Genomic DNA, 12,380 nt, shown 5'->3' with positions numbered 1-12,380 from the left:
GTCGTCCATTTTGCTTTTAAATATTAAACAGTCCTCGTTTTTTTAAATCGATCATTATGCATCCATTTATCAACTAATATAAGTTTCTGAGGAATTTTATATCTAGGCAATTTATCATTACAAAAATTAAGTAAACGTACTCTGAAATCCTTTATACTTTCAGATGTTGATAGTTTGATAGAAGCTTTAACCATTTGACCCGTGATTGGGTTAGCTTCACAGCTAACAACAACCTCCTGAACACCTTCCATCAACTGGATAATACTCTCCACCTCCGCCGGAAATACCTTTTCCCCACCTACATTAATGATTTCAGATGTCCTGCCTAGAATTTTAATATATTCCCCGTCAACTTCTACTTGATCTTGGGTCATAAACCAACCGTCCTCTGAGTAAGGAGATGGTGCATTTAAATATCCAAGCATAGCAGATTTCGCCTTTATTTCTAACATTCCATTCCTGACTCGAGTTTGGAACTCCTCACCGCCAACTTTTACCCATAGAGAATCGGAGGATTTTGATTTTGAACGGAGTATTCCAACCTCTGAAAGACCGTAAGTCTGCTGAAGACGAATATTTGGAAATAAAGAGTGAAACTTCTTTAATGTTGTTTCTGGCATAACTTCTGTTCCATAAGTCACTAATTCAAGATTTTCAAAATTATGACCCTTGTAGGATTCACTTAACATAATCAAATTGATAAAGGTAGGTGATGTTGGCAAGATCTGAACCTGATATTTTTCGATTGCAGAGCAAACGGCATCTGGTGACCGATCTTGAACTGTTACTAGGCAGCCGCCATTAGAAAATGTATAAAACATCGTATTAAGCCCGCCTATATGATCGAATAGTAAAAATGCAATCGTACGCTTGGAATGTCTTTTAGTTTTAAACTTTTCTAATAATGGTACAAAGTCATGGACTGCTGCTTTACTTTTACCCGTTGATCCCGAAGAAAAGAGAATAACTCCAGGGTGTCCTAATTTGCGAAGCTTAGCATGAATTTCATGCCCTGCTTTCGTTTCTTGTTTAATGACCGAAACATTATCATCAGAACTAAATGAAATTATATATTCTGCTTCTGCAATTTCACAAAATTCCTTTTTCTTTTCCTTTACAGCTTTACTTAACAAAGCAATAATGCATTTAGATTCAATTAATGCGAGCAACAAACCAATAGACGCCGGGGAAAAGTCCGCATCTAATGCAACCACGCTTCCCACAGGAAGTTTTTCATTTTCTAATTTCATTTTCCAGTTCCGATAGAGTTCAAGGATTTCCAGGTATGTATAGGTCTCATCTTGCCAAATGATAGCCTCTTTACCTGAATTTCCTTCAAATTGTTCCAATAAAAAATCGATAAACATTATACCCCTCCTAGAAATAGTGTTTGCCCTGTTATAAATGAGCTCTCCTTCTGAAGGAAGAAATCTATTGCATTTGCCACATCTTCTACCGTTCCGTACCTTTTTATTGCTTGCCTATCGATAAGTGCTTCTAATTTTTCCTTAGGAACTGAACGAATTAGGTCCGTTTCGATAGGAGTAGGTCCGATCGAATTTACAGTTATTCCATAAGAAGCTAACTCCCTTGCAATAACTTCCGTAAATGAAATAACAGCCGCTTTCGATGCTATATATATTGATTCACCATCAAGCTTTAGAGGAGCAGCTACTGTTGTGAAATTGACAATCCTGCCGTATCTTCTTTTTTGCATAAGCTTTGATGCTTCTCTACAAAAGAGGAAAGTTCCGATAACATTGGTATTCAAAATCTTATTTACTGTTGATACAGGAGTCAGAATAAAATGATTCATGGATGCTACACCAGCGTTGTTGATCAAATGGTCTAATCTTCCATATTTTTTTTTAATCGTTGAAAATAATACTTTTACCCCTGCCTCATCTGTAACATCTACTTCGTAGTGCTCATACCCTTCTAGGCTCCAATTCAATTCATTTCTGCTGCATCCAATAACAAGATGCCCTTTCCGTACATAATGTTCAGCTAAATACTTGCCGATTCCTTTCCGGGTTCCAGTTATTAAGGTTATCGGTCTGTCCACGCTGCCATCTCCTCTTCCATTAAACTATTAATATAATCAACTAGTAGACCGATATTCAAAAACGGACTGGTTTTTTGAGACATAGCCTTCTCATCTGCCAAAATTAGTGACACATTGAGTTCATCTTCAATTGCCTGTTCAATCATGACAATTAAGGAAACCAGGCCTAATGAATCTAAAACTCCTTCTTTTCCATATAAAGGCGTATCATTGCCAAATTGGACTGGTATGTTTTTATTAAAAATATCATTAAATTCCTCAATTTCCGAAAGAACTAAATTGTAGATTTTATCACGCATTTTATATTCCTCTTTCCTTTAAATTAATTACACTTCAATTGGATCTAAAATGTAAGTTGAAGATAAGTCCAGTGAACAAGATGCCCATGATAACCCTACTCCAAAGCCACAACAAACCACTTTTTGAAGTTGATTACTCTCAGATAGTTCCTTGTGTTTTATCGATAACATTAAAGGTATAGAAGCAGGACCAGTATTGCCTACATTTGATACAGCTATTGGCACTGAATTCTTTTGTAGTTTCATTTTTTTTCTCAAATAATCCAACATAAACTTATTCGCTTGATGGAGTGCAAACGTTCCTACATCTTCTTTCTTCCATCCCGAACTATCAAGCAACTCATCTATCATAAGTGGAACTTCTCTTAAAGCGAAAGTCATTATTTCCATCCCATTCATCCGAACAGTTTCTTCATTTCGAATATTCCCATCCTCTGCTTCAAAAGGAATCGATGTTTCTTCACTAAGTGGCTTTCGTGATCCACCTGCAGGTATTATCAAATATTCTGCACCAGCTCCATCTGATTTTAATATGAAATGTGAGGTAGATTCTCCTTTTTCAATAAGTGTTGCACTGCCTCCATCACCGAAAACCATTCTTACGGAACGGTCACCTGGATGAACCATTTTTGTGGAAGTATCACCCACACAAAGTAATACTCTTTCACAGCCACCTGCTTCAACCATCATAAACGCTTGATATAGACCATATACAAAGCCAGAACAACCGTAATTTATATCAATTGCAACAGCTGTTTTAGGCAAACCAAGTCGATGCTGCAATAAAACACTTGTAGCAGGCATCTTATAATCAGGGGTTTGAGAAACAAAAACAATCCCATCTATTGTTGAAGGCTCTATTTCAAGTTTTGAAAACAACTCTTTAGCTGCTGCAGCACATAAATCTGATGTACACTGGTCATTTCGAGCTACTCGAACTTGCTCAACGCCAGTACTTGCTATGATTCTCTTAACCTCTTCATTTCCGTATTGTGAACCTAATGAGATGAGACCAAGAATATCTTTTGGGATTGCTGCAGCTATTCCCTTAATTATTGAGGTAGTAAACTTTGCCTTCACTTTTTTATCACCCGTCCTTTTTGATAAATCTTGAAGTTATTAACTCCTTTAAGTAATCTATCTAATGAATATTCAAGTTAAAATCCCTCCTTAAAAAGAACACGAATGCCCAAAAATTGTTGTATCTTATTTAGTAAGACATATGCTAGCTTAGTTGATACTTTTTTAAAGTCATCTTACAGCCTCTTATGAATCGGTGTTCTTTCCTGAATTTGAAACCTACTTTAGTAATTCCATTAATAGATGAAACGTTTGTTTTATCTACAGCAATATAAAACTTTCTTATTCCGTATTCTTTATTGATAATAGTCATTATTTCTTTTATTATGCTTGGATAAATATTTAAGCCTCTATAGTCCGGTGAGACAAAAAAACGGCACAGGTAACAATTGTTTATAATATAAAAATAGTCTTTTGAGTTTTTTAACTTCGCCCAACCATAGCCCACAGGTTCCTCATTAACATATACATACAGTCCAAAATCATTCAAATTCAACATTTCTTTGAATTCTTTAATATATTCATCACCCCGAAATGTCTTTACAAGAGAATAGTTTTCATCGTTAATTGGTTTAAATGATATATTAATTTTCGGATTGATATTCTTTTCATCCCCAAAGTGTATTGAATAAAGTCTTGATCTATATACATGAAATAATTTTTTGAACAGCAAACCAAGTTTTCCTGCTACCACTTTTTCTCTTCCCCCCTCTTTTTGGGAGACACAGTAAATGCATTGCTAATTTCATATCCTTACAATCATTTGTTATTAATAACGAAGTCCAACTCATAAATAGGATCACTAAAGAAGTATTTAGCTTGGATAAATATTGATTTAATATCCTTACTTGTTATAGAGAGATCTTTTAAGTTATTCATAAGTGAAATTTTGTTTAAAGAAACAGTACCAGGTTCAATTTTATTAAATGTACTATTTTGAGAATTAACCGCTAACTCCAAAAAGTTTACACCCGCATAAACTGAATGAAGAATGCTTCCCCAAACTCTTGGATTACATTCAATGACTTTAATTATTCCATCTTGTTTATTTATCCTTAAATCAAAGTGAATTAATCCTGTAAAATTTAAAATTTCTACTATCGCTTCTCCAATTTGTAGGATTTCTTTATTTTCCTCAAATACTAACCCCTTATCTGTTCTACTATTAATAGTCCAAGCGTTAATTTTTCCATTTATGCTGAAGATACACAAGTTTACATCGTAACCTGGGATAAATTCTTGAACCAATAATTGAGTATTAGTTCTTCTTGTAACTTCAAATAATTCCTCATAGTTGTCTGACCGTATAACATTTTGTGAATTTTCACTATCGAGCGGCTTGGTAATAACCGGAAAAAATAAGTCGTTATTTTTTATTTGTGTTTCTTCGGTTTCTAATAGTTTTGTCATCGGTGTGGCGATATTATGCTTCATTAGGAAGGAATAGAAATCCCATTTATTATTTAGCATTTTCAATATATTGTAATCTGAAATAGGAAAGCAATTTTCGATATCATCAATTACTCTTGCATACTTGCTGACATACAATGTAGAACGAATACCAGTAGGTATAATAAAATTTTTCTCTTTAGTACTCATTTTTGTCTTGATAATCTCAATAAGGGTGATACTATCAATATGTAAATCTTTTTCTTCTATCTCATGACATGATTTACAAAACTTGGATAGTGCCACTGATTTAGTTAGCTCATTGGTACCGATAAATAAAAATTTCATTCTAGTATTTTTAAGACTTTTTATAACACATCTAGTTAGCCCCCTATGACACCCTATTATTATTATGTTCATAATTACCTTCCTTATTAGGAGTTTTGTTTTTATACCCTTACTTTTATGATATTAAGAATAAAATTTATTACCCGCTCTTGCTGTTCCTTTGTCATTCCAGAGCCAGACGGGAGACATATTCCTTTTTCAAATAATAATTCAGCAACATTTTCATTTTCACTATGTGAATAATATGCAGTACCTTTAAATAAAGGCTGCAAATGTAGTGGCTTCCATACATGTCGAGCCTCAATATTTTCTTCTGAAAGGTTCTTTAATAAAGACTCACAAGAGATTCCTGCATCTTTTTCTTCTACTAAAATAGTGGTTAACCAGCGATTAGATTGTGTATCTTTGAGCTCATTCATAAAAGTTATTCCTGGTAAGTTAGATAATTTTTGATAATAATAATCAAAAATTGCCCTCCTATCTCTCACTCTTTCATTTAATACTTCTAATTGAGCTCTACCAATTCCAGCTAAAATATTGCTCATCCGATAATTAAAACCCATTATGCTGTGTTGATAATATGGGGCTGAATCTTTTGCCTGAGTTGCCAAGAAACGTGCTTTTTCTATCGCATCCCTATTGTTGGATACCAGCATTCCACCGCCAGATGTAGTTATGATTTTATTGCCGTTGAAGGAATATATTCCGAATGTGCCCATTGTTCCACTTGCTTTTCCTTTATAAGTGGAGCCCAGGGATTCAGCAGCATCTTCAATTATTGGAATGTTATATTTATTACATAAATACGAAATTTCATCCATTTTTGCACTTTGACCATATAAGTGAACAACGATTACTGCTTTAGGTAGCTTACCTTCTATAGCAGCTTCCTTTAAAGCACGTTCTAATGCTTGCGGAGACATATTCCACGTTTCAGGTTCTGAATCTATAAATACAGGTTCTGCACCTTGATACAATATTGGATTTGCACTAGCCACAAAAGTAAGAGTTGAACAAAACACTCTATCGTCAGGACCAACATCCAATAATTGAAGGGCCAAGTGAATGGCCGCAGTTCCTGAACTTACTGCAACGGCTGCTTTCACTCCAACAAATGACGCCGTTTCTATTTCAAAAGCATCGACATTTGGACCTAAGGGAGTGATCCAGTTGGTTTCAAACGCCTCATTTATATATTTTTGTTCATTTCCACTCATATGAGCCAATGAAAGGTATATTTTTTCTTTATCTATCAACATATTAAACACTCCTTTAATTTTCCTAATAACGCAAAAAAACTATCAAACCAATGGGCGGTCGATAGTTTTTCATATCGTAAAGCTAATTAAAGAAAATACAGCAACGGTATTTACATTGATGTGTTATTTTGTTGATTTTTAGAAGAATGTTCACCAAATTTCGGCATAGTAACATGATTGTGGCTACTAATTCCATCTGAAATGAGGACTTTTTTAATTGTTAATATTAAGATTTTTATATCTAGGATGAAACTTTGATTTTCAACATACCAAACGTCTAGTTTGAATTTCTCCTCCCACGTGATTGCATTTCTTCCATTTATCTGCGCCCAACCTGTAATTCCTGGCCGAACATGATGACGTTTAGCTTGTTCTTCCGTATATATTAATAAATATTCTTTTAGTAATGGCCTTGGCCCTATTAAACTCATATCTCCTTTGATAACATTAAAGAGCTGCGGAAACTCATCTAGACTTAATTTTCTTACCAGTTTACCAAATGAAGTTAGTCGTAAATAATCTGGTAATAACTCTCCATTTTGATCTCGCTGATCTGTCATTGTACGAAATTTATAAAGAGCAAAAAGCTTCCCATTTAAACCGGGGCGTTGTTGTTTAAAGAGAATTGGTGCACCAAGTTTTATTCTTATTAAGAAAGAAGTCAATAACAATACTGGTAAAAAAATAATTATACACAGAATAGAAAAAATTAAGTCAAATATTCTTTTCATTATAAGTCCCATACTCCTCCCTAAATTACGATAATGTTACCTTAGGACCTATTAGAACTATTTATTGTGGAAATAATTAGATGTTTAATATCATTTATTAGGTCATTTACCTCTAAATTTTCTGCTCCTTCCCCCTTTTCAAGAGCATATAATAATATTTCCTTAAACTGATTCTTTGTAATTTTCTTGGAAATATCCATAATTTACTTCCTTAATTACTAATCAAATATGATTGCTTTTTCCTTATATCCATTTGGGTTGTTTGATTGCCATCGCCACGAATCCTCGCACATTTCTTCAATTCCTCGACTCGCAACCCATCCGAGATCATTTTTTGCCTTAAACGGATTTGCATAACATATTGCTATATCACCGGGACGGCGTTCAGCAATTTGGTAAGGGATTTTCTTTCCAGATACCTTTTCAAATGCATCAACCACTTCTAAAACACTAAGACCTTTTCCTGTACCAAGATTATAGGCTTCAACACCTTTCGACCCTAATACTCTTTCTAGTGCTTTTAAATGCCCAAGAGCAAGATCTACAACATGTATATAGTCTCTAACACCAGTTCCATCCTTTGTGGGATAGTCGTTTCCAAAAACCTTTAGTTCACGAAGCTTCCCCACAGCTACTTGTGAGATATATGGAAGTAAATTGTTTGGAATTCCATTTGGATCTTCGCCGATCAGTCCGCTTTTATGAGCTCCTATTGGATTGAAATATCGCAAAAGAGCAACACTCCACTCTGGGTCAGACATATTCAGATCACGGAAGATTTCTTCAATAATCTGTTTAGTACGCCCATATGGATTTGTTGCTCCTAGTAAAAAATCTTCAGATATAGGTACAGATTCAGGTTTTCCATATACTGTAGCAGAAGAACTAAATACAATTTTTTTGACACCATATTTTCTCGTTACTTCACATAATTTTAAGGTGCCTGTAATGTTTTGTTTGTAATATAAAAGTGGTAAGGTTACAGACTCACCTACTGCTTTTAATCCTGCAAAGTGGATTACAGCATCTATTTGATTTTCCACAAATATTTCTTCTAAAGAATCTTGATTTAGTAAATCTACTTTATAAAATTTAAAATCCTTACCTGTTATTTGACTAATTCGATTCAACGTTTCATATTTACTATGCATAAGATTATCCACTACAATTATTTCATATCCTGAATTTAATAATTCCACACAAGTATGACTTCCAATGTAACCTGCTCCACCTGTAATTAAGATTTTCATAACTTCATCCCCTCTTAGTTTTTCCTTAATTTATATTCATAGTTAAGAAGACTTGATTATTTTTTGTGTTAAAAGAAAAAACATCCCATTAGCCAACCAAATGAGATGTTTTCTTATTCTTTTTATAGATTGAAATTAAATTTTTTAAGATATTTTTTACATATTGAAGTTCAGTTTTTTTATAAAAAACACCTAAATAAATAACATTTGGTAATATTAAACAAATAACACCTTTAACAACAAGTGATAAAAGGTTGGTTTCTGTCACAAGAAAATTACATATTTTAGTTGTTATATAGCATGTTATTAAAGTTAACAAAGCATATAAAAAATATTTTTCAAAATATGTTCTCACACTGGTTTTAAATACATGCCTAAAAACCAAACGAGGTGCATTCCAAAATACAGTGCTTAATGAACTAATGGTTGTTCCTATAAAGATTCCTGCTAATCCAAAGTATTTCACTAATAATAATGATGTTCCTAAATTTATTGCCGCTTCAAGTAAAGGCATATACTTATCCTGAACAAAAATCCCTCCCGTTTGCTTAAAAGTTATAATAGATGCTCTCATTCCTGTTATATAAAAATTAATCAATATTATGGTAAAAGTAAGTGAATCTAATAAGTATCCTGAACCAAGCCACCAATTAATAAATGGTTCTAAAATGTTATATAAAAAAATTACACCAACTGAATAAAACCAAAAGTTCAGTAAATAAATTACTTTAAAAACAGAAAATTTTTTTTCGGTATCTTCCAAAGAAATTAAATTTCCAATACTCGCAGTAATTCCTCCCAATATTGGAGATATAAGAGACCCGAGCTGGCCAATGATCATTATATAATTAGAGTAAAGCCCTACAATAACAACTCCTACAAAGGATGATATCAGAAGATTGTCTGTTCCAAAAACAGCATAATAACCTATATTGTGCAAAAATAATGCTTTTACATTATGGACTAGACTTTCCTTTTCTTTTTTATCAATGGAATACCGATCTTTTGTTTTTATATAACTATATCTTTTTTCTACTATCCTACTGTTGAATAAAGATTGTATAAAAACTGTTACTAATTCTATTAATAAGAAGAGTAAATAGTTTTTTGTTAATACAAGTAACGTTATTTTGACAATAGTGGATATTAGATGAAAGAGAATATTTATTCGAGTTAATACATATTCCTTTTGGTCAGCTACTATTAATGCTACTTTGTGTGCGAAAAAATAGGAAATCATACTTTTAGTTACAAAAATAAAGTATGCTGCGCTAATATATGATATCGCTTCTCCGCCCTTCATTACATTATCTAAGAAAGGATAAAAGCCTAAACTCAAGATGAGAATAGCAACTGCCAATATTCTATAAGCTTTTTTATATAGTTGTATTAGTGCGATTATTTTATGCTTATCATTTGCTGCTAATGGTTTATATAAAAAATAAGTGATACTCGCTCCTATGCCACTTTCTATTAATGCAAGCATAGATAAAATATTAGTAAGGACTCCATTTAACCCCAGATACTCAGTCCCTAAGCTATCTAAAAATACTTTCCTGGATATGAAACCAAGTAAAATGATAATTAATTGTGTTCCGATACTAATGGATATATTTTTAATTGAATTAACGCTTCTCATTTTTTGTCCCTTTTACCTTTAACAGTATTTACTTAACAAATTCAACTTATTTCCTTTATCTTTTCGGAATAAGCTAAGTTGTTTATTAAACGTATCAGAGTTGAAAAATTCCCAGAATTTATTCCTTCTGTTAAATTCAAATTACCTTTGCACTTTAGTGATTCAATTAAGTCGATTATATAGTCGATATTGTCACTTTGAGTAAACTTGATATAATCTAAATGACTTAACCAGTTCTTGTAACTATATTCAATTTTATGATTAAAATTATTAAACACGATACATGGAGTCCCAGTAATTGCACAAAAAATCATGCCATGTAATCTATCTGTTAATACAACCTCTGCATTTCTGAATGTTTCCCATATTATTTGTAGCTCTTCATTTCTTTGACTTATAAATATTCTATAGTCTACTCTTGTATCTGAAACTTTAACATTTTGATACTTTTCTTTAAGATGTTTTAACAAATCATTTTTAAAACTATTATCAATCTTTTGTTCTACATCATTCCTTAAACAAGTAACAATTCCTTTCCTATCATTTTCTCCCCTTTTATTTAAAGAAAGTACTATATCAGGTGTCATTAACACTTTTTCTTCCCCAAATTCTTTTTTCATTATTTCGTATGATTTAGATTCTCTTGCAACAATAAAAAAATTTTTGTTTTTTCTGTAAACTCTCTTAGAACCCAGTAATGCAATCTTTCCAAGAAGAGTGTTACTAAAGCTTATCGTTTGTGGGAAAGAAATAATTCTAACGTTTTTAAAGTAACTAACAATAAACCTTCTGGTTAACTCTTCATATAGATACATATCACCAATGTTTCCCCCACCATGTATCACTATTAAGTCTTCAGAAGTTATCATTTTCTTTATAGTTCTCGCCTTTTTAAATACTTCTTCAAAGGGAATTTCTATATACTCAAAATCATTGATGTTCTTTAGTAAAAAATCCTTTTGAGCATATGCTATACCATGATCCCCCAAATTCCCATGTTGAGGAGTCTGCATTACAAAAATTCTCTTTATATTATGATTTTTTTTCAACTTGTTTAGATTTTTTTCATTTGAAATATATTGTAAAAAAGGTCCAAGAAAACCATACTTTATATAATGTTTTATGTGTCTAATTAATGTATTCATAATATCCCCCTTATAATTATTTGAATAATCAATATTTATCTAATATTCAGAAAAATCATTTCGCAGGTGCGGTTCCTACTAATTATTAAAAGGAATTCTTGGATTAATTTTGTTTAGAAAAAGGTCTATATTAGAACCCCTTTGCTGTATTACGTATTTTAAATGCTATGTAATATAATATACTTTGCTTATTCTTCAAACAGAATGCTACAAATCGATTATACATTGAAAGATCAAGCGAATTTGATAATAGCTCTCTAGTTTCTTTTCCATTCATGCATTTTTTTATTTCTTTAAGTTTTTCAATTAAGTTTTCATTGTAACCATGCCTTGTGGTTTCATACATAGCTCTTAACAGACCCGTTAGATATTCACTATGTATCTTGTTTAAATACTTTTCTTCTTTAATATTATACTTATTAAGTAACTTCAAGGATTCCTTATAAACCGTCAAAGCAATATAATACTTGTTGTATAGAACTCTAGTTGTTACACTATTTTCATGTTTTATATAATGATATAAAGGAGAATTAATACTAATTCCTTTCTCTATTGTATCAATGTATTGAATGTTGAATAGATAATCCTCTGCCATAAAAAAATCCTCATTGAAGGATATACTGTTTTTCTTAATAACATCTAACTTATATATTTTGTTCCACGTAGAAGCTAACATTTCTTCATCAAGCCAAATTTTTTCTAAAAACCTAGCCTTACTAAACGGATCTTTAAAATAACATTCACTAAGCTCTCTTTTTTCTATTTCATTCAGCTTTATTTTATAAAAAGAATATATAACCAAATCCACATTATTTTTTTCCATTATATTTAAAGCTATTTTAAAAGTGTTCTGATCAACATAATCATCAGAATCAATAAACATTATATATTTACCCGATGCTTCTTTTAGACCTTTATTTCTTGCTTTTCCTGGTCCAGAGTTACTTGTATGAAAAACTTTTACTCTCTTATCGATTTGTGCGTAATGTTCACATATATTAGCAGAATTATCTGTTGAACCATCATTTATAAGTAAAACTTCAAAATCACCCATTGTTTGTTCTAAAACAGACTTTAGGCAAATACTTAAATATTTTTCAACATTATACACTGGGATAATAACTGAAATAACTGTTGGCATCTATTCTGCCTCCAATACCTTTTTTGAATTTATG

Annotated in this window: 13 protein-coding genes; all 13 read right to left on the bottom strand. The window is 32.0% G+C overall.

The window, feature by feature from the left end; all coding sequences use genetic code 11:
* Positions 1-23: 23 nt before the first annotated feature.
* Positions 24-1,367 (bottom strand): ANL family adenylate-forming protein, encoded by a 1,344-nt coding sequence (locus ACI48O_RS03060; RefSeq protein WP_435560238.1) that lies wholly within the window; start codon positions 1,365-1,367, stop codon positions 24-26.
* Complete coding sequence (locus tag ACI48O_RS03055) at positions 1,367-2,065, bottom strand: SDR family NAD(P)-dependent oxidoreductase (protein WP_435560237.1); 699 nt, start codon at positions 2,063-2,065, stop codon at positions 1,367-1,369. Before ACI48O_RS03055 ends, ACI48O_RS03060 begins: the two co-directional genes overlap by 1 nt.
* The gene (locus ACI48O_RS03050) at positions 2,050-2,364 is read right to left on the bottom strand and encodes an acyl carrier protein (RefSeq protein WP_435560236.1); all 315 of its coding nucleotides are present in this window, start codon (positions 2,362-2,364) and stop codon (positions 2,050-2,052) included. Before ACI48O_RS03050 ends, ACI48O_RS03055 begins: the two co-directional genes overlap by 16 nt.
* Before the next feature lie 27 nt (positions 2,365-2,391).
* On the bottom strand, positions 2,392-3,444 hold the full coding sequence (locus ACI48O_RS03045) for a 3-oxoacyl-ACP synthase III family protein (RefSeq protein WP_435560235.1): 1,053 nt from the start codon (positions 3,442-3,444) through the stop codon (positions 2,392-2,394).
* A gap of 145 nt (positions 3,445-3,589) precedes the next feature.
* Positions 3,590-4,138: a GNAT family N-acetyltransferase gene (locus ACI48O_RS03040; RefSeq protein WP_435560234.1), complete on the bottom strand. Its 549-nt coding sequence runs from the start codon at positions 4,136-4,138 to the stop codon at positions 3,590-3,592.
* A 65-nt stretch (positions 4,139-4,203) separates the two neighbouring features.
* Positions 4,204-5,253, bottom strand: coding sequence for an ATP-grasp domain-containing protein (locus ACI48O_RS03035; RefSeq protein ID WP_435560233.1), 1,050 nt, complete (start codon positions 5,251-5,253; stop codon positions 4,204-4,206).
* Between the two features lie 29 nt (positions 5,254-5,282).
* A complete protein-coding gene (locus ACI48O_RS03030; RefSeq protein WP_435560232.1) occupies positions 5,283-6,440 on the bottom strand; it encodes a DegT/DnrJ/EryC1/StrS family aminotransferase in 1,158 nt (385 codons plus the stop codon).
* 110 nt (positions 6,441-6,550) lie between these two features.
* Positions 6,551-7,171, bottom strand: coding sequence for a sugar transferase (locus ACI48O_RS03025; protein WP_435560231.1), 621 nt, complete (start codon positions 7,169-7,171; stop codon positions 6,551-6,553).
* A 41-nt stretch (positions 7,172-7,212) separates the two neighbouring features.
* Positions 7,213-7,371 (bottom strand): hypothetical protein, encoded by a 159-nt coding sequence (locus ACI48O_RS22765; protein WP_472850863.1) that lies wholly within the window; start codon positions 7,369-7,371, stop codon positions 7,213-7,215.
* A gap of 18 nt (positions 7,372-7,389) precedes the next feature.
* Positions 7,390-8,421: a UDP-glucose 4-epimerase GalE gene (gene galE, locus ACI48O_RS03020; RefSeq protein WP_435560230.1), complete on the bottom strand. Its 1,032-nt coding sequence runs from the start codon at positions 8,419-8,421 to the stop codon at positions 7,390-7,392.
* Positions 8,422-8,509: 88 nt separating this feature from the next.
* Positions 8,510-10,060: a lipopolysaccharide biosynthesis protein gene (locus ACI48O_RS03015; protein ID WP_435560229.1), complete on the bottom strand. Its 1,551-nt coding sequence runs from the start codon at positions 10,058-10,060 to the stop codon at positions 8,510-8,512.
* 41 nt (positions 10,061-10,101) lie between these two features.
* The gene (locus tag ACI48O_RS03010; protein WP_435560228.1) at positions 10,102-11,205 is read right to left on the bottom strand and encodes a polysaccharide pyruvyl transferase family protein; all 1,104 of its coding nucleotides are present in this window, start codon (positions 11,203-11,205) and stop codon (positions 10,102-10,104) included.
* A 130-nt stretch (positions 11,206-11,335) separates the two neighbouring features.
* Complete coding sequence (locus ACI48O_RS03005) at positions 11,336-12,346, bottom strand: glycosyltransferase family 2 protein (protein WP_435560227.1); 1,011 nt, start codon at positions 12,344-12,346, stop codon at positions 11,336-11,338.
* Positions 12,347-12,380: the final 34 nt, after the last annotated feature.

Origin of the sequence: Neobacillus terrisolis (assembly GCF_051233475.1) — a bacterium.
Taxonomy (GTDB): Bacteria; Bacillota; Bacilli; order Bacillales; family Cytobacillaceae; genus Bacillus_BU.
Note: the sequence above shows the minus strand (reverse complement) of the source record. Positions and strands in the feature narration are given on the sequence as shown.

What these genes read in the sequence shown, in the direction of transcription:
- ACI48O_RS03025 (WP_435560231.1), bottom strand. Translation starts at nt 7,171, where the DNA reads ATGAAAAGAATATTTGACTTAATTTTTTCTATTCTGTGTATAATTATT.
- ACI48O_RS03005 (WP_435560227.1), bottom strand. Translation starts at nt 12,346, where the DNA reads ATGCCAACAGTTATTTCAGTTATTATCCCAGTGTATAATGTTGAAAAA.
- ACI48O_RS03035 (WP_435560233.1), bottom strand. Translation starts at nt 5,253, where the DNA reads ATGAACATAATAATAATAGGGTGTCATAGGGGGCTAACTAGATGTGTT.
- galE (WP_435560230.1), bottom strand. Translation starts at nt 8,421, where the DNA reads ATGAAAATCTTAATTACAGGTGGAGCAGGTTACATTGGAAGTCATACT.
- ACI48O_RS22765 (WP_472850863.1), bottom strand. Translation starts at nt 7,371, where the DNA reads ATGGATATTTCCAAGAAAATTACAAAGAATCAGTTTAAGGAAATATTA.
- ACI48O_RS03010 (WP_435560228.1), bottom strand. Translation starts at nt 11,205, where the DNA reads ATGAATACATTAATTAGACACATAAAACATTATATAAAGTATGGTTTT.
- ACI48O_RS03060 (WP_435560238.1), bottom strand. Translation starts at nt 1,367, where the DNA reads ATGTTTATCGATTTTTTATTGGAACAATTTGAAGGAAATTCAGGTAAA.
- ACI48O_RS03015 (WP_435560229.1), bottom strand. Translation starts at nt 10,060, where the DNA reads ATGAGAAGCGTTAATTCAATTAAAAATATATCCATTAGTATCGGAACA.
- ACI48O_RS03050 (WP_435560236.1), bottom strand. Translation starts at nt 2,364, where the DNA reads ATGCGTGATAAAATCTACAATTTAGTTCTTTCGGAAATTGAGGAATTT.
- ACI48O_RS03030 (WP_435560232.1), bottom strand. Translation starts at nt 6,440, where the DNA reads ATGTTGATAGATAAAGAAAAAATATACCTTTCATTGGCTCATATGAGT.